We start from the raw sequence: 17,331 nt of genomic DNA on the forward strand, positions 1-17,331 counted from the left end.
CCGTTTTTAGCGTATCGCCGGTGTTTGCCGGGAAGCCCCAGTTAAGACGAATCCCCCAGTTAATGCCCGTGGCCGTGAATCCTACTGGCTTAGGAGGATTGCCTACTTTGCCGGTCAGTGTCTTCTCTTCTGAATATCCCCATCCTGAGGAAATTTCAGCGGCATTAATTGCGCGCACGCGCACCAGGTAGCGCCCGGCATAAATCCCCGGGACGTCAAATGACGTGGTGGAGCTGCGAGGCATGTTCACCCAGTTTCCGTCGTTACGACGCCACTGCCCCTCATAGGCGATAGCGTTCTGCGCCTGGTCCCAGCTCACGCGCATCGTTTCGACGCTGATATTCTGCTGAACAACAGAAAACGAGCTGATCACGATGTTAGCTGGCGGGGACTGGTTACCAGGAGGTATTACACTTATTGGCCGCTGGTCGATAATTGCGCCAGTATCGATACGGGCATATTTATCCGGATCGTGCCATGCTGCGGTAATCGAGAAGGTGCCATCATCTTTTTCGGAAACGCTGATAACACGATACTGCTGCGCATAGAGCTCGTCAGATTCAACCACCCAAACAGCTTCGGCCTGTGGCGTCTCACTGTATGCCGTGGTGACTGTGACTGATTCCCCGTTTACGGCCTGAATGGTCCTGCTCTGCGACACTCCGGATGGTAAGTTTAGAATAAGGCGATCACCCGCTGCTGCATCTGCCACGCGGTCAAGTTTGATAACGCGACCGTTAACGGCGCTGATGCGGCCGCCCATAACCTTTCCGGATAGCAGCTCGTCTGCCACGGCGATGATGTAGCCCGGCTGCGGAATGTTGCCGTCCAGCCCGACATCAAACGAAACAACGCGATCCTTGTTGTTGGTGAGAATACCCCAGCGCCCCTTTCGGTTCGCTTCTGACTCCCTGGTGCAGCCGATGGCTGTCATTTCCAGCTGATTGAAGCCGTATCGCGCCACCAGCGCCTGCTCAAAAACCGGCTCCATCGCATCGGCATAAGCGTTACCCGGGTCTGACCATGAAACCAGCGCTGTGGTGTAGCGGCTTTTCGTGGTGCTGCTCGAATAGGTGAGGCGTCCGCCAACAACGTTAGCGCGCGTGTAGCTGTAATCAACATCGCGCGGCATGTCAGCCAGGGCAACAATCTGATCCCCGCCCCAGTAGGTCATACCACGGAAGATAGCAGCAAAATCACGCAGGACTGTGTAGGCGTCGTTTCGGTCCTGGATGTACACGTTACAGGTATAACGTGGTTCGGTACCGTTGCCCCCCTTGCCGTCTGGTACCATCTGATCGCAATACTGGGCAACCTGATACAGCGTCCATTTATCGATATTCGCAGCAGTCAAACGGTGACCGAGGCCGAACCGGTCAGAAACAACCAGATCGTAAAAAATCCACGCAGGGTTATCCGTCCATGCCCATTTAAAAGCCCCGGTCCATGTCCCGCTGTACGTTCGTGTTTCGGGGTCATAGTTATCTGGCACGCGAATAACACGCCCACGAGGCTCGCAGGAGATCTGCGGGATAGAGCCGTTAAACTGGCTGGAATTGAACTCAATGTAGAGTAACGCTGTGTTTGGATATCGTAACTTGGCGTCAATCACCTCAGTGAAGCTCTGCAGCGTCATCGTGTCGCCGATCTTCGCGCTGTTGGCGTCAGAGGTAATCTTACGCAGGCGGATTGTCCAGGTGCTGCCCGCCTGCGGTAAATCAATGCGATGGCTGCGCTCATAACCAGACGTCGTTTTTCCGGTCACGCTGGTATTGAGTACCGTCTGCCATGCGCCGCCGTCCGTCTGCAGGTCAATCGCATAATTGACCGAGTAACCCACCAGATCGCCGTCGTCCTCCTGTTTGAAAAGCGAGGGCCATTTCAGACGTAGGCGAACTGCTGAAAGCTGCGTATTGGTAAAGGTGCGCGTCCATGCTGTAGCGCTTGATACCTCAGTTCCTACGCTGATTTCGTTTTCGGTACCGGGAATACCCTGAATATATTTTTGCGCCTGCGTTCCCGCGCGAAACTCCCACGTTACGCCGCTGAAGTTTTGGGAGCCGTCAGCATTCTCCAGGGCCGTTCCGTCCAGGTAGATATCTTTGCCGGTTAGCTGACCTGCAAACTCCCCTTCGCCAAGCGCAACGAGGATTTTTGCCTTCGCTACAGATTGCAGATCATCAGGCTGTTCGGTAGGGGTTCGTGAACTGGAGCTGCCGCCCTTGCGGCCCTTTAACACTTTATCTGTAGCCATATTGCGCCCATAAAAAAGCCACCCGAAGGTGGCCAGAAAAAAGGTTAGTTATCTACTGCTGATCTTCGACATAAATTCCGGCAGAAATAATCGCTCCGCCTATCCGCCGGCGGCCATATAGGAGCGGTACTGGATAGCCTTGCGCCGCGGTGTTTGTTACACCACCGAATGCGTAGGATGCGCGGTTATCTGCGCTTTGTTTGCTTGCCAGACCTGCAGGTTGAGGAGATAGCATTTGGACAACACCTCCCAGCATCATGGCTGCACCGAATTTCGCAGCCCCGTACCCCACCGCTGATAGAGTGCCGCCTGAGAAATAGCCAATAGCTACCCCAACAACGACGAGCACGGCGCCAAGAATTGTCTGTAATACCCCGGCTTTTTTACTTCCGATTACCACCGGGACAATTCGAATAACTTCACCGGTTACCGGAAAACCAAAATCATCCTTTCCGATATTTTTTTTATCTTTAAAAACGGCGTAAGTCAGGCCCCTTGCTTTGCTGGTGATCAGGAATTTCTCCAGCCCGTTTATAGTTTTTGTAAGAGAGTTGATCGCCTCAGCGGTTGTGCGTATTAATCGATGGTGAACCTTTCCGTAGGTTTTACCCAAAACACCGCCAAGCTCAATTCGGGTCATGACCTCTGACATTTTCTTTCTCCATAAAAAAAGCCACCCGAAGGTGGCTTAGCTTATTTTTAACTTTTAAAGGCATGATCTGGCAGCCGTAGCCCAGTGATCGTTCCATCCTTTTGCGACGGCGTAAACTTTAACATCGCTTCCGCCTGCTTCTGATTTATCGATATTCACCACTGAAAGGGCGCCGAAAATATCGTCTGATGCTGTTATTTTGTAACCTGACTCAGTTGGTATGCTGGAGCTTGAAGATCGAAGCTCCACCCATTTAGGGGCCAGGCATCTGTTAACCTGATCTGCACTCTTTGAAGTGTGCTCAGAAAGAATAGGCTTTTGGGATTCGAGGGAGTTTACAGAGCAGCCAGCCAAACCAATAACTAGCACCAAGAATAGCTTTTTCATTTTCATGCTCCTTTGAAATTTCGTAAAGGTTAGCATAGAGATCTGTGACGTAGAATCTTCATCGTCCTTTCCTGCCAGTAGCCACCATACGGCACGCGCTGGCTCAGATGTCCGTACAGGTGGTGCAGCAGCATATTTCCCTCCAGCAGAATTCCCGCGTGATTCCACTTATCGGCCTGAACCTGCATGATCACCATATCGCCAGGTTTAGGTGGCCCGTCGAATTCACGGAATCCGCACTCATACCAGCAATCCTGATAGAAGTTGTCCGGATAGTCGTTTTCCCACCAGGGATAATCCACCCGGTAATCGTGGAGCTCGATACCATGCGTTTGCCGGAAATAGCTCATTACCAGCCCCCAGCAGTCGAAGTGTCCAAGCACAAACGGACGCTCCAGCAGCGGCAGTTCTCCGCGCGGCTGGATGGTGCGTAAATCCCCCTCCGGCCAGCTCACAATATGCCAGGGTAAAAGCGTTGCGTCGCATTGCGCTTTATCCAGTTCGCTCGGTTGCGTTGTGGCGTCAGGGTGACTGTGAACGATGGCGATCACCGTTCCCCAGTCCTCAGCAGCTGCGTAGTCTTCTGGGCAAAGGACAAAATTGTCCTCCGGCGCCGCGGCAAGATTCCGGCACGGGAAATAACGTTCAACGCGGCTTTTCTGCGCCACCACGCCGCAACACTCATGAGGATATTCAGCTGCAGCATGCGCCATAATCGCATCGATGGTTTTCTGACGCATATCAACTCCTGATCAAAGACGTGCCCGGGAAGCCACCAAACGAGAGTTCGTTATTTTCGCCGAATCGGAGTTTGCAGGCCGTCAGCGTGCCGTTGCATTCATCCAGCGACGGATCGCTTACCGGGTTGTTGTTTTTGTCGAAATAGCGGGTGCCGGCATAGTCGCAGCCGTCGCCGGTACGATATTTATTCCGGATGCACCAGGTACACAGGGAATGAAGCTGTCGCGTCGGGATCATTTGCCCCTGCAGATCCATCGGGCTGGACAGAACAAATTCAACGGTTTCACCGGCAAGCTCGCCCGTTTTCCCGTCGATATACCAGACCTGCAGCTTTTCCTGAGTCGGGTCTGCTGTGGGGTTGCCGTCTGCGAAATTTCTGGCATCGAGATATTTCTCTTTTGTGTCGTGAATAGTGACTTTCGCCTGCAGCAGATCGTCATACGCAAGACACAGGGCTGAAATGGAGCTTTCGATGTTCGCAACCGTCAGGGATGGCGTTGCATTGCTCCCACTGGTTGATTTCTCCAGACCTTCCAGTTGATATGGCCAGGCAGCATATTCATTTCCCTGCCACCAGATTGGTTTCGCCGGAAGCTTGGACTCATCCCCACCAGCGGCGATGATTTCCGCTTCTGTGTGGGGAATGCTGTAATTGTGAAAGCGGAGAACGTCCGTTAGCCCAAAGGAAGAACCGTCCACCTCAATCAGACGAACATCGTTTCCGGATTCCAGCTTCTGATAATCTGCGTTTAAGCTCATGGTTTAAATGCCTGGATGAATGTTGCTTCAAGGTTGAATTTCCCCGCGCCAAGCCCGGTGGGTTTATACGTTTCGCAACGATACAAACCCAAAGGTTCGAGCGGTGGCTTCCATTGAAAGGCTTTCGTTCCTTCATGCCTGTCGAGAAAAGATTTAATGGCAGAAATGTAGGTTTCGTTACCAGTGAAGTTGAGCGTCCATTGCTGGGTTCTGGTGTTCAATCCATCTCCTGAAACCTGCTCATATCCATCGCCAAACTGGGCTTTTCTGACGCGGAAACTTGTATCAGCCTCCGCGTTAATCCGTGGGCACCAGGTGAAAGTTTCAATGGCCATAATTATCGGGTTCCTTTCATTGCGTTCCAGATGTCGCCGCCGGGACGAATGTCACGCATCACATTCTGCTTATAACGTCGATCAACAAATTCCCCGACCTCGGCACCAAATTGCTCAAGGCCTGGTGAGGCCTGAGTTTGAGTGTTTCCGTTGCCATCGATGGTGATATAAACCTGTGGCGCCGAAGATACAGACTGACCGCCGCCACCTCCGACCGCACGAACGCCGAGAGAACCATCCGGCGCGCGGGTAAGCGGCATGATCGCCTCCGGCCCAGCCTCGCCCATGATTCCGGCCCCGCCTTTTGCGAAAGCGAACATGGTGGGGTTTCTGACGATCCCATTACTGAAAGCGCTCAGAGAGGGGGAGTCATAAACATTACCTTTGGCATTAAAGGTGAAGTTAGCACCAGCATTCTGAATAGCGGTACCGCTACTGGCGGTCGCTGCCGAAGATGCGCCGAAACTGAAGAGAGAACCAATCGAACTGACGCCGTTGGCAACAGCCATATTGACCAGAACATTCTGGATGATCTTCAGTACACTAACGCCCCAGTCTTTCCAGCTGTCGACGTTACCGTTAAGCATGTCAGTAATGGTGGTAACCGCCCCGCCCATAGCCTGCTTCATGCCATCTGCCGCCATAGAGGAATAATCCGTCGCCTCATCCACCCAGTTTGCATAGCCTTCAGACAAGCCCGTCATCCAGTTGTCACGCTGCGCATCAGAAGCTGCGTAATATCCCTCCTGGTCGCGCAGGCGCTCTTCGAGGTAGCGCTTATTAAGTGCCAGCCCCTGCTGATAGAACGTCTCGTCGATTTCACCAGCCTGACGCTGGCGGAGAAGATCGGTATTCTTTTGCTCAAACTCCTTACGCAGATTGAACTGCTCCTGAAGTCTTTCACGGAACCGGGAGCCCTGCCCGTATCCCAGCAGTTGCGCTTCATTGGCTGCGCGGGCGCTGGCGTTACTGTCGGCAAGGTTGGCTTCGTAATTTCGCAGTTGCTCACGTAATTTAACCTGGTCAATCAGCGCAGCATTCTGCAATACCGTCTTTTTCTGGGCTTCTGTCAGAGAAGCAAGTTCGCCCTGGCTGACCTGGTATTTAACCTTCGCCAGTTCAGTATTCTGGCCTTGCAGGGCAATCTGCTCTTTTTGCTGCTTGATAAGGCGCTTATACACATCCTCGGTTTTCTCGCCTTCGGTTTTACCGCCCTTCGCCTTAGGTTTGTTGGCCTCATTATTCCGCCATTCAGCAAGGCCGTTATTAATCAACTCCTGACGGCCTGTCTGGAATTGCGGATCACTGGTTAACCCCAGGTCATCGGCTGCATAACTCAGACGCAGGCGCTCTTTTGCTTCACCCTTCAGGCGTGACAACTCCAGATCCCGGCGGCTCTTTTCGAGGGCATCGGTTTGCTTTTTGTCGAGATCGGCCTGCGGAAGTCTGAGCGGGACGTTAGCCAGCCCCTGGCGCGCCATAAGGAGCTGGTTACCCAGGCCGAGTAATCGATTAAGTTCATCGTGCTGCCCATTCATCAACAGAAGTGATTGATAAGCCCGGTTCTGATTCGCTGCCTCCTCCCGAATTAGCGTCACACGCCGATGCTCAAGACCTTCAAGAACCTGTTGGATAGACGCAGATTTCTCCTGCATCTGGGCAAGCCTTTCCTGCTCAACAGATAACTGTTCAGTGACTGTAGTCAGTCCACGGGTCACGGTATCCAAAGATGTCAGGTGGTTAATCATGAAACCACCACTGGTCGTTGGACCGGGATTACTGATCACTGACTGATAACCAGCCATCTGCTCTTTCAGATTTTCTATCTTGCTCTTTTGTTCATCTATCAGCCTGTTCTGCTCATTCAATGCTGCGCGCGTTTTCTCAGCATTGTCTGAAGCTTCAGGCAAAGACATTGCCTTCGACTTTTTACTGACTTCATCAATCGTGGTGGCGTATTCCTGCGCCGAACGACGGGCCTGCTCCTGGTTTTGATACATCGCATACCAGGCTCCAGCACCCAACATAACTAAACCAGGAACTCCACCGATGAGACCAAGTGCACCACTCATGAGCCGAGTGCCGACAGATGTCACACTATTGAGATTACTTTGGGTCGAAACACGATTTGAGATGTTACGGTTTAAAGCAGCCTGAGCGGCAGCCAGACGCCTTTCAGCTACAGCCTGAGCGTCGGCATTTTTAGCTGCTACCAGCCCTGCCTGCGCGCGTTCAAGTGCTGTTCTGGCTCGCACCTTTTCCGTAGCTGTACCGCTGGCAAGAGCGGTCGTAAGTCTGGTATGTGCCGCAGTGACTTTTGCTTCAGCCGCCGCGACTTTTTCTTGCTGAGCCGCCTGAACATCTGCACTTCTTGAACTCTGTACTGCTTGCTGAGCCCGATAAACTTCAGCCCTGGAAGCCGCAACAGCAGACTGCGCCGCTTTATCCTGCGCGACTGCAAGAGCAACCTCTGATTTCGCAGCTGAAATTAACGCACCTGTTGCACTCGTGGCACTGGTTACAACTCCGCTGAGGTATTTTGCTAACCCAACGCCAACTAGCGCTCCAGCAACTGTTGTTATGGTGGACATATTGTCAGCAACTTCACTGAGAGCACCGCTAACTGCTGATGATGTAAAAGAATCAAGCGTCTGTGCGATACCGTCCAGCCCACCAGACAACGCATCAGTAGCACCGGTTGCCTGGTTTACACCACCCACCCAGGCCATGAATGAGTTAGTTACTTTTTGAAGGGATCCGGAAACTGTTTGCGGCATGCTGGCAAACTCACCCTGTAATGAGCCCAACTGGCTCATTAATGCAGGAACAACCTTATCAATCGTAAGTTGCCCCTGGTCAGCCATGCTCTTCAGGTCTTTGCGGGCCACGCCCATTCCGGCGGCAAGTGCGCGGATAACACGATCACCTGCTTCGTTAACGGCGTTGAATTCTTCACCGCGAAGAACGCCCTGCGCCAGAGCCTGGCTGAATTGAGTGATAACAGAACTCGCTTCCTGAGTATTAGCCCCCGAAAGTTTAAGGCCGGTAGAAACAGCTTCGGTAATTTTCAGAACTTCGTCAGAGCTATACCCAAACTCACGCATTGAAGCAGCTGCGCGTGAAAAAAGGTTTGCGTTGTCTGAAAACGCGGTGCCAGTTCTTTGGCTGATTTCCATTAACTGGCGCTGAGAGGCAGCAAAATCATCAGCTGAAGATGATGCCTGCTTAAGACGGGCGTTTACTGAATTCCACTCATCAGCAATCTGCACGAGCTTACCAGTCGCAAAAGCGGCCGTAGCAGCAGCAGCGGCTCTTCCTGCCGATGCAAACCCAGCGGTCAGATCAGATAACGCCCTTTCGCTCTCTCGGGCGGCAGCGGCAGCCTGCCGACCGCCATTTTGCATGGTTCGGTAATAATCCTGCCCCATGCGTGAGGCGCGGGAAATTTCCGACTGGAATGACTGCGAGTTAGCGGAAATTTTGATTATTAACTCACGTAATGTTGCCATCAATTTTCTCCAGGCGAAAAAAAAAGCCCATCAACGGGCTTTTTGTTGTGATATAAACCTCATGGCTTGTCTAAAAATTCTCTCAGAGCTTCCGATTTATTGCATGAATCTTTATTAATCGTCATCCCTGCCTCTTTTTGCTTTTGACAGAAATAGTAGTAATCATCGTTTGTTTTTATATAGCCCATGAATTTAAAAAAAGCCTTTTTACACAATTCAGGATTTGCATGATCAGAGCAAATCGTAGACGTATAGCTTTGCAACTCATTTGGTTCTAATGGAGCCAGTGTTTGAGTTCCATTTGAAACACAACTGAAACCAAAAAATAATACAAATAAGACTAGTTTTTTCATTGCCTTCACCAAATCATTAAAAAAAATAATCCTATTATTTTGTAGTTCATTTGTCACTGAGTTGCAGCTGTAAGTGCAGCCTCAAGTCCTGCAAACGGGTCCTTCGGTTCTGATTGCTCATCACCACCCCAGCGCAGGATCGCATCGTCCAGCGGTACTTTTGCCCCCTGCGAGCCGTAGATGGCAGAGACGAGCTGAGCTGCCTGAATGTCACCACGAATATCGCCAACCGGACTTTGCCTGTCGTACTCAATCCACATCAGAAGCTCGCTTGCCGTCATATTCTGCCGAAGCTCTGAGAGCGTGCGCCCCATCCGGAGCGCAAGCGACATCAGAAACTTTACGCCGGGGGTTGAGACTTTTCCCGCGCTTCGTCCGCATTGTTGATCAGGTCAAGAGCCTGTTTGAGCAGGCGTGAATGGACGGGGCCGTAGATTTCACGCACCTGCTCTTCTTCGTCTACGCTGAATACCGGTTGCTTATCGGTGTCGCACAGGACGTCAATGAAGAGCACCACGTCAGCGCAAAGATTACGGTGCGCCTTTTCCGATACCGACACATTTTCATCGTCGGCACCCCCTTTCACCACCTCCTGCCAGCGCAGCCAGGCTTCACCTGACGGCTCACGGAGAACCACTTTGACGCCTTCCCACTCAGGAACGGCGACCGTCTTATGACGAAAACCCGACATCTTAGCCAGGGCGAGATTTTTAATATTCTTCATGCGACCTCTCAGGAGCCAGACTCGATGCTTTCAGGCTTACCTTTCAGGCGCAGGGAGAACGTTGCCGCCACTACGCCGTTGGTACCGGAAGACCAGGTGTGCTGGCGGATTTCAGCCAGGAACTTAAAGCCCTTGCCGGACGGGAAGATAACCTGGAACGCGTAGGTAGTATCGTTGTCATACGCATCACGCAAGGCGTCCTGCGCCGGATTCTTGTAGAAGTTTCCGGACAGAGAGATTTCTGACGGAGAAGGCAGACCGTTAATGTTCTCCTGCTCGGTCGAGCAAAGCGTCGTTACGTCGATATCCTGCTTCTGACCACCGGTGAACTGAATTTCTTTGATGGTGCAACTCAGATCGAGGAAGGTTGCGGAATCCATCGTTTCTTTGGTGGCTGGCAGAGAGGAAATAAGGATCTTCGTCAGCTGCGATTTTTCATAAAGTGCAGACATAGCTGTCTCCTGGAAAAAGAAAACCCGCCATCAGGCGGGTTCGTTGGGTGAATTAATTGTCAGGGGGTAACTTTAAAATCCAGGGTGGCACGGTAGAGCCGATAATCTGGCTCGTACCCGGGGATTTTTACCACCTCTGTAGGGTTTAACGGCTTAAGCGAAGCGAGCGCCAAATCTCTCAGGGAGCGTGATTCAGCGATCGAAGTGGAATACACATCGACCTGAACGGAAACCCTGCTCTCTGCCTGGCCACACAGCACGTCAGCGGAAACATCATCGACGATGGAAAAGATAATCCAGGGTGGCGAGACAGACGGTTTTCCGTCGCTACCTAATGGCGCAACGTAGGGATATACCCGCCCTTCTGCCAGGGGAGAAAGCAAAGCGTAGATATCATCTTCATTCACTTGCTTAACACCTCATCAATAGCCTGATTCATCCTAGCAATGGCGACGCTGGCGGCCTCTTCCTCGCGCGTATCGTAAGCGGGTCGCACAAACGGATGTGGCGGCATATTCACCGTACCCATTTCGACGAACCGCCAGTAAAAGGCATTTCTCGGGTTATTCGCCTTCATCGTGTTATCGCTGTTTCCGGTACGCGGGTTGACACCACGAATGTGGACACCGGAAGAAATGTCCCCGTGGCGGCGGCTTTTTTGGGTCACCACCACCACGTTTTTTTTCAGTTTCCCGGTACGCACGGGAGCGCGGGCGATCACTTCTTGCTTAAGCACTTCGGCTCCGGCGCGCGTGGCATCACGCAGAACCTTGTTGTTTTCAGCGCGGCTAAGCGCCTCCAGATCCTTTGCGATGTCATTCAGACCGGAAAAATCGAGGCTCGTCTCAATCATTTTTCGGTACCCTGTTTGCAAAGAATTTCGAGCTGAACACCGCGAGAGTCAGGGATTGGCGGACCAATGATATTCAAAATGGCCCCCTTGAACGCGCCAGTCATAACCCTGAGTCTGGACGCAGCAGTTATATCGCTACGAAATCGTGTCCATACCCTTATAGTGGCGACTGCTGTTTCAGCACCAGCGGCTACCAACTCGCGCCCACTAATGCCCTTTACTTCTGCCCAGGTTTCTGCGCCGTCATGCCATGTTTCAACAGGCTGGCCAGAAGGATCTCTGGATGTTGTGATGTTCTGAACCACCACCATGTCTCTCAGTCTTCCGGCCTGCATAAAGTCCTCCTAAACCCCGTAAATTCGGTATGGCTGCAGTAGAGCTTCTACGGCGAAAGGCACCGCTGATGTAATATTTCCGATGTTCACAGCCTCTCGGTTTGCATACCAGTGACCAATCAACAGTAGCATTGCCGCCTTAACATCATCATTCAGTAGAATCGCATCCGGGTCATCTGCGTAGCCAGGGGAGCTTTGATTTTCATAGAGCGTTCGCCTTGTCCATGTCTGGACGTAACGCGCCGCCGCACCTGTGTAAATCTCCAGCAGAGCATCATCACCCGTAAAGTCGGTATCAATGCGGCAATGCTGTTTCACCACATTCTGATCAAGCATCTGTTTGCCCCAAAAAAAGCGGCCCGAAGGCCGCAATATTTATCAGCTCCCCGCGCCGGTGCTGAATGAACCGTACACGAACGCCTCAGGGCGTTTCACAGCCAGCGCCAGACGTTCTTCGCAACGGATGGTGATCATGTTTTTCTCGAAGTCGTCGGCGTTCTCCGTGGAGATCACCACATTCGCATCTTCGCGGTCGAAGATTTGCGCGCCAGCGTTGAATGCACCGGTCAGGAATTTACCCTGGAAGGCTGCCGCTTCCGTTGCAACAACCGGCAGACCCCACAGTGTCGGGCCAGTCAGTGCCGCCGGGTTAGCCAGGATGTAACGGCCCAGACTGTCTTTTGTCAGCTCGATCCGCGCCCAGTCAATGAAGTGAAGAACGTGACCGGATGCAGGGAAGCGCGCCAGCTGTGCCTGCAACATTGCCAGACGCAGATCATCAATCCCGCTCTGCTGTTCGACAGTGAACGCCGGATTAAAAGCGGATGCCTGAGGAACGATGCCATGCAGATGAACGCCGGTACCATCACCGAAGAGAATTTCCTGCTCTTCTGCATACTTCAGCCCGTAGCGCATTTCGGCATCAACGGTGGACTGCAACTGTGCGAAGTCATCCAGGATCTGCTTTGAGGCTTTGAACAGGTGAGCAATGGTGCTGACGCCAGTGATTTTCGGCGTGAACTCAATTTCGCTGTATGGTTTCTGCGTATTTTCAGGAACCACTTTCGCGTTATTGGTAAAGCCTGTCTGCTGCACCCAGAAAATAGCTGAGGAGGATGTGCGTCCTGGAGCAATCAGATCGCGAATGAACAGGCGCTGTTTCGGTGCCGTATCAATTCCCGGCAGGCGCTGTGGCTCCACAACACCATCAGGCACATCCACCGAAGTCAGGGCGGCCTTAACCGGGATGCTGATGCGTTTACCGCCTTCCACGCTGGACGCAAAGGTTTTGAGGGCTTCAGCGGAAATCACCTGGTGGCCAACGGATTCGACAACCTGTTTCGCGTTTGCCAGCGGCATCTGGGCAACATGTTGCTCCAGTTCGCCCATAGCGGCCTTCAGCGTTTTTTCAGCTTCACGAAGCGCATTAAACTCAGAAGCCATTTTATCAACGGCAGCCTTTGTTTCTTCTGACAGCCTGCCTGACTTCTGCGCCTCTTTGAGTGCGTCTTCTGCTTTCGCGTTGAACTTGCCGGTTGCCTCTTCAATGCTGGCAGTGACTTTTTTCAGAATATCGTTTACTTCAGACATAAAGGGTCCTTATTTGACTAGCGCCGCCAGGGCGTTTTCAAGTGAATTGATAGTTTCAGGTTTGATGTCTTCGGCAGCGCCCGGCGTACCGTCGTTGGTGGTGACAGCGCCAGGCATGCCACCGGATAAGGCTTTAATGAGTTTTCTGCGCTCAGAGCGCGGGGTGTTGGTCTTGGCCAGCAATGCATCAAGTTTGCGAAGCGCGGCTGCAGGCGATTCGTCGCCGTCGCTGACCGCATCAGCAGAAAGCAAGCTGTCTGCCAGTCCCTTCGACACAGCATCACTGCCACCGATATAGCTTTCCGCGTCCATCAGCTTCTGCACAGCAGCCATATCAAGGCCGGAGCGCGCCGCGTAGATGTCAGCCATAGCGGTATCGAAGGGTTCCAGTGACTGTGCCAGTTCTGCAAAATCATGGCGGTTTCCCATCGCGTATACCCAGCAGTTGTGGATCATAAGGAAGGCACCGCGGCCAATCTGAATATCATCCCCGGCCATCGCAATTATCGAGGCGGCGCTGGCGGCAATGCCCAGCACCTTCACCGTTACACGGCCTTCGTATTCGCGGAGCAGGTTATAAATAGCCAGACCTTCGAACATGTCGCCGCCCGGTGAGTTGATATTCACCGTGACGTCGGCGCCGTTCATAGCCCGAAGCGCACCAGCAATACGTTTAGCTGTTACCCCTTCGCCCCAGTAGTCCTGCCCGATAACATCAAAAACAGAAATGCTGTTATCGTCGGTGGCCGCTGCTTTGATCCCGCCGTCCCAGCGGTCCAGTGCGGACGGTAATGTTTCACAGGTAACGCGCGCGCAGGGGCGACCCGCCGGTGCTACCGGAAGTTGTTTTTTGCTCATCAGGAAAGTGCTCCTAAGCGGCCTGTTTCAGCGGAGATTGCTCAAAGGAAATGTCGGGGAAAACGTGGTTATGCAGCTCTCGCAGAGCAAGGGCCTGAACAGCAGGGTTGCTGCTTTCGAGATTTTTCAGTTGCGTCAGGTTGAGCTGAACGGTGTAAATATCGCCCCCTTCAATCGGCGGCATGTTTTCAAGACGACGAACGTCATTACGGGACATCCAGCCATTTTGAAGCGCGCTGGTATAGTATGCCGCGCGACCGGCACTATCGGCTCGCAGTAGACCTTCAACAGAGAATTCTGCAAACACTTCGTCATCGCTGTCGAGTAAGCACCGGCCAATTTCCTGCTCAATATTCACCAGCAGCGGTCGAAGGGTATGAGTCAGAAACTGCAGGTTCATCCCTTCCAGGCTGGATGCCCAGCTGCTTTGTTTCGTGGTGTGGCCAACCATGAAAGGAGGCACCCGAAACCAGCGGCAGATTTCCTCAATACTGAATGAGCGGCTTTCCAGCATCTGGGCGTCTTCAGGATTCATGGTAACGCCCTGGTACTTGAGCCCTCCCTCCAGCACCATTATTTTTCCGGCATTCTTTGAACCGGTGAACTTTGCCATGTATTCCCGGAGCCTTTCCCTCTGCTCATCGTTTAATGCTTGCTCCGCTGTCAGGAAGCCAGAACTCTGTAACCCTTGCTCGAATATTTTTGCCGCAGACTCTTCTACCGCCATCGCAGAACCGATCACATCCCGTCCAGTCTTCATCGGCATCATGCCGCAAACGCCATCCAGACCGAACCCGCGAATATGCATGATGTTTTTGACGGGAATAACGCGTTCGCTACCGTTTTCGGTGTATTTGTATTCCAGCGCCCCGGTAGTGAGGCGTTTAACCACCATGTTCTGCGGCAGTAAAGGCACCAGCGAAACTAGGCGGTTTGCGATGAATTTCTTCTCAATGAAGGCGTTCCCGCGCAGGCAAATACTGGCGACCACCATCAACATAAAGCGTGATGGTGTCATTTCTGAATTGGGTCGGCGGCACAGTATCGAATAGGCCGGATGATCGGTTGCCGCTTTACGCGAACCGTCAGGCTGTCGAACGTATATTTTAAGCGGAAGGGTTGAAATAGACTCGCTTAACAGTCTAACACATGCCCACACAGCCGATAGCTGGATGGCTTTATCGGCCGTGACTACCTTTCCGCTGCTGCTGGTGCCAAACCATTCCTCCCAGAACGTGCCGGTAGTCAGGCTGATAGGCACACCAAGCCAGTTAAGCAGAGCGCTTTTCACCCTGCCTGGCTGTTTGTTTTTTTTCATCAGAAACCTACCATGATGGGATTATTGAAGAATCCGGAGAGATCCTGCTGGTCGTTGCCACCGTTAACCAGAACGCGGCTCATTGCTGTGAACAAGGCCGCAGGGCCATCAATCTTGGCCTCAGGTGTGGACTTATTCGGGAATATGTTCTCGTTCCGGTCCGGTTTGACGGTTACGTTGGACATCATCCAGTTCATCACCGGGTGATCGCTGTGATGGAAGCGGCCACCGTACACCAGCGCTTCGACCTCTTTCATCGCCTCAGAGAAATTGCGAACCGTCTGCGGCACTTCCACCAGCGGCAGCCCTTCTTCTGCCAGCGCAAGGCTGAACTGCGTCGCACTCCACGGGTCGAAGCCAATTTCTTTCAGGCTCTCGCCAGCAACCCACAGCTGTAGCTCTTCCTTAATCTGAGCATGGTCGATTACATCACCGTCGGTAAGGATCAGCTTGTCCATCCCGGCCCACTTACGATAGAGCTCTGCCATCTGGCGTGAACATTTCTCAAGGCGTCCTTCCGGTAGCCAGAATTTGAAATCCGCATGAACGTGGCCATCTGGCGCCCGCCAGACTTTCGCGGCCGCACAGATATCAATTTTGTTTGACAGGTCAACGCCCACCCAGGAGGGATAGGTTTTAAGTTCGTGCTGCGGGGCGATAAACTCGCATTTCTCCCATTTCATCATGTCCATCCAGGCTGACTCAGCGGTAACCCAGATATTCATGTGCTTGGTGAAAAAGTTAATTCTGGCCGAAACCTGCTCTTTCGCCTTTTTAGCCAGGCGGCGCAGGTCATCCCAGCGCTTACAGATACCCAGCCCCGGATTCGCCTTCTGCCAGACTTTTTCATCAAAGGGATCGTCACCTTCATCTAAGGTGTAGATGATGGCAAAAAACGTATCGTCTTTTACCAGCCCACGCAGCACCTTGATGGCGTAATCACGCAATTCGTAGCAGATGCCTTCTTTGTTGAAACCGGCGGTGGTGATACCGAAAAGCAGCGATTGCAGACGCGCGCCGGTTGCCGTCTCCAGAACGTCCCAGACGTCACGGGTTTTGTGAGCATGCAGCTCGTCGACGATAGCGCAGTGGATGTTCAGACCATCGAGGTTGTTCGCATCTGATGATAATGGCTCGAACTTGGAGGCCGTTTGCTCCTGGTAGATAGCGAGCTTGTTGAATTCGAAGATCCGCCCAAGCGTGGCTTTCGCCTTCTTGACCATATTTTTCGCGTCTTCAAAAACAATTCGTGCCTGGTCACGGGTGGTTGCAGCGGAATAAACCTCCGCACCGCCCTCGCCGTCGGCACCAGCCATATAAAGCCCCACGCCGGAGCAAAGAGTTGATTTGGCATTTTTACGGGCCACCTCAACATCTGCTGTACGAAAGCGCCGAACCATTACTGGACGACCGCTACCGTCGTTACGCAGGACGGTTTCTCCCGTTTCTTCGTTAACCAGCGGGATAACGAAACCAAAAATATTAATCAGGATGAAAACGTGCCAGTCCATCAGCTCAATAGGCTGTCCTGCCAGTGCGCCTTTTACGTGAGGTACAAAATTATAGAAATTCAGAATGTGCTGCGCGCGCGGTTCACTGAAGAAAATACCGCGCTCTTCGCCATGTGCCAGATCGTCAAGAAAACGCTGACAGGCAAGGCGCACATACTCACAGGCAATAATTTCCCCCGCCACCACCCTCTCGGCGTAGCGGATGCCTTCTGCAACCTTAGCCATTAATCCCTCGCTTTCATAAACTCGGTCAGCGGATCAACCACATCAGGACCTTTGGCATTCACCTTAGAACGGCTTGCTGGCGTCATGCCAAACTCACCGAGCATGGCGCGCAGACGTTTCCAGGCATCAGCTTTCATGATGGCCGCCGGGTGAGCCTTGATCAGCACATCCCCGCTCTGCGTTTTGGTCCGGTAGGTGTAGCCCTCAACTTCAAGCGTGTCGCAGTGATGCCGGTATTCGGTATAGGCCTCAACCAGCAGCTCAAGGGCTCTGGCATCAAGCTGAGACATCACACCGATAGCATCAAGCTCGTCGGCCATCCGTTTAAACCAGTATTTCCCCTGCTTGTCGAAATGCTTCGGCGTTGGGGGTACCCCTGAAGGGGGTTTTGGTTCGTTCTCATTGATCGGGCGTTTAGATGGGTTACCCCTCACCAAACGTAGATGGGTCGGGGTTTTCGGTGGTCCAGACATAA

General features: G+C 52.7%; 19 protein-coding genes and 1 pseudogene. All 20 read right to left on the reverse strand.

Annotated features, from left to right (window positions below):
- A partial coding sequence (locus tag HMPREF3143_RS16315) for a TipJ family phage tail tip protein (protein WP_070533679.1) occupies nucleotides 1–2,254 on the reverse strand: 2,254 nt, incomplete at its 3' end.
- Between the two features lie 52 nt (nucleotides 2,255–2,306).
- Nucleotides 2,307–2,906 (reverse strand): tail assembly protein, encoded by a 600-nt coding sequence (locus HMPREF3143_RS16320; protein ID WP_000005717.1) that lies wholly within the window; start codon nucleotides 2,904–2,906, stop codon nucleotides 2,307–2,309.
- A gap of 54 nt (nucleotides 2,907–2,960) precedes the next feature.
- On the reverse strand, nucleotides 2,961–3,293 hold the full coding sequence (locus tag HMPREF3143_RS16325) for a hypothetical protein (RefSeq protein ID WP_223861874.1): 333 nt from the start codon (nucleotides 3,291–3,293) through the stop codon (nucleotides 2,961–2,963).
- A gap of 29 nt (nucleotides 3,294–3,322) precedes the next feature.
- The gene (locus HMPREF3143_RS16330; RefSeq protein WP_070533680.1) at nucleotides 3,323–4,033 is read right to left on the reverse strand and encodes a C40 family peptidase; all 711 of its coding nucleotides are present in this window, start codon (nucleotides 4,031–4,033) and stop codon (nucleotides 3,323–3,325) included.
- Between the two features lies 1 nt (nucleotide 4,034).
- Complete coding sequence (locus HMPREF3143_RS16335) at nucleotides 4,035–4,793, reverse strand: phage minor tail protein L (protein WP_045407314.1); 759 nt, start codon at nucleotides 4,791–4,793, stop codon at nucleotides 4,035–4,037.
- Nucleotides 4,790–5,128: a phage tail protein gene (locus HMPREF3143_RS16340; RefSeq protein WP_000963855.1), complete on the reverse strand. Its 339-nt coding sequence runs from the start codon at nucleotides 5,126–5,128 to the stop codon at nucleotides 4,790–4,792. The genes HMPREF3143_RS16335 and HMPREF3143_RS16340 overlap by 4 nt, the downstream gene beginning before the upstream one ends.
- A gap of 2 nt (nucleotides 5,129–5,130) precedes the next feature.
- Nucleotides 5,131–8,637 (reverse strand): phage tail tape measure protein, encoded by a 3,507-nt coding sequence (locus tag HMPREF3143_RS16345; RefSeq protein WP_070533682.1) that lies wholly within the window; start codon nucleotides 8,635–8,637, stop codon nucleotides 5,131–5,133.
- Between the two features lie 59 nt (nucleotides 8,638–8,696).
- Entirely contained in the window at nucleotides 8,697–8,990 is a 294-nt protein-coding gene (locus HMPREF3143_RS25045; RefSeq protein WP_084832195.1) for a hypothetical protein, read from the reverse strand.
- A 53-nt stretch (nucleotides 8,991–9,043) separates the two neighbouring features.
- A complete protein-coding gene (locus HMPREF3143_RS16350) occupies nucleotides 9,044–9,322 on the reverse strand; it encodes a phage tail assembly protein T (RefSeq protein ID WP_006809154.1) in 279 nt (92 codons plus the stop codon).
- 8 nt (nucleotides 9,323–9,330) lie between these two features.
- Nucleotides 9,331–9,714: a phage tail assembly chaperone gene (locus HMPREF3143_RS16355; protein ID WP_016240212.1), complete on the reverse strand. Its 384-nt coding sequence runs from the start codon at nucleotides 9,712–9,714 to the stop codon at nucleotides 9,331–9,333.
- Between the two features lie 32 nt (nucleotides 9,715–9,746).
- Nucleotides 9,747–10,166, reverse strand: a pseudogene (locus HMPREF3143_RS16360) (phage tail tube protein); the annotation flags it as partial.
- A gap of 59 nt (nucleotides 10,167–10,225) precedes the next feature.
- The gene (locus HMPREF3143_RS16365; protein ID WP_070533684.1) at nucleotides 10,226–10,573 is read right to left on the reverse strand and encodes a tail completion protein gp17; all 348 of its coding nucleotides are present in this window, start codon (nucleotides 10,571–10,573) and stop codon (nucleotides 10,226–10,228) included.
- Nucleotides 10,570–11,019, reverse strand: coding sequence for an HK97-gp10 family putative phage morphogenesis protein (locus tag HMPREF3143_RS16370; protein ID WP_070533686.1), 450 nt, complete (start codon nucleotides 11,017–11,019; stop codon nucleotides 10,570–10,572). Before HMPREF3143_RS16370 ends, HMPREF3143_RS16365 begins: the two co-directional genes overlap by 4 nt.
- Nucleotides 11,016–11,354: a phage head closure protein gene (locus tag HMPREF3143_RS16375; protein WP_070533687.1), complete on the reverse strand. Its 339-nt coding sequence runs from the start codon at nucleotides 11,352–11,354 to the stop codon at nucleotides 11,016–11,018. Before HMPREF3143_RS16375 ends, HMPREF3143_RS16370 begins: the two co-directional genes overlap by 4 nt.
- 9 nt (nucleotides 11,355–11,363) lie before the next feature.
- Nucleotides 11,364–11,690, reverse strand: coding sequence for a head-tail connector protein (locus HMPREF3143_RS16380; protein WP_070533688.1), 327 nt, complete (start codon nucleotides 11,688–11,690; stop codon nucleotides 11,364–11,366).
- A gap of 42 nt (nucleotides 11,691–11,732) precedes the next feature.
- Nucleotides 11,733–12,944, reverse strand: coding sequence for a phage major capsid protein (locus tag HMPREF3143_RS16385; RefSeq protein ID WP_045326826.1), 1,212 nt, complete (start codon nucleotides 12,942–12,944; stop codon nucleotides 11,733–11,735).
- Nucleotides 12,945–12,953: 9 nt separating this feature from the next.
- On the reverse strand, nucleotides 12,954–13,802 hold the full coding sequence (locus HMPREF3143_RS16390) for a head maturation protease, ClpP-related (protein WP_070533690.1): 849 nt from the start codon (nucleotides 13,800–13,802) through the stop codon (nucleotides 12,954–12,956).
- A gap of 13 nt (nucleotides 13,803–13,815) precedes the next feature.
- Nucleotides 13,816–15,120: a phage portal protein gene (locus HMPREF3143_RS16395; protein ID WP_070533692.1), complete on the reverse strand. Its 1,305-nt coding sequence runs from the start codon at nucleotides 15,118–15,120 to the stop codon at nucleotides 13,816–13,818.
- The gene (locus tag HMPREF3143_RS16400; protein WP_016063095.1) at nucleotides 15,120–16,856 is read right to left on the reverse strand and encodes a terminase large subunit; all 1,737 of its coding nucleotides are present in this window, start codon (nucleotides 16,854–16,856) and stop codon (nucleotides 15,120–15,122) included. Before HMPREF3143_RS16400 ends, HMPREF3143_RS16395 begins: the two co-directional genes overlap by 1 nt.
- On the reverse strand, nucleotides 16,856–17,329 hold the full coding sequence (locus tag HMPREF3143_RS16405) for a phage terminase small subunit P27 family (protein ID WP_070533694.1): 474 nt from the start codon (nucleotides 17,327–17,329) through the stop codon (nucleotides 16,856–16,858). The genes HMPREF3143_RS16400 and HMPREF3143_RS16405 overlap by 1 nt, the downstream gene beginning before the upstream one ends.
- Between the last annotated feature and the right edge of the window lie 2 nt (nucleotides 17,330–17,331).

The sequence above is a fragment of the Enterobacter sp. HMSC16D10 genome (genome assembly GCF_001807145.1).
GTDB lineage: Bacteria > Pseudomonadota > Gammaproteobacteria > Enterobacterales > Enterobacteriaceae > Enterobacter > Enterobacter roggenkampii.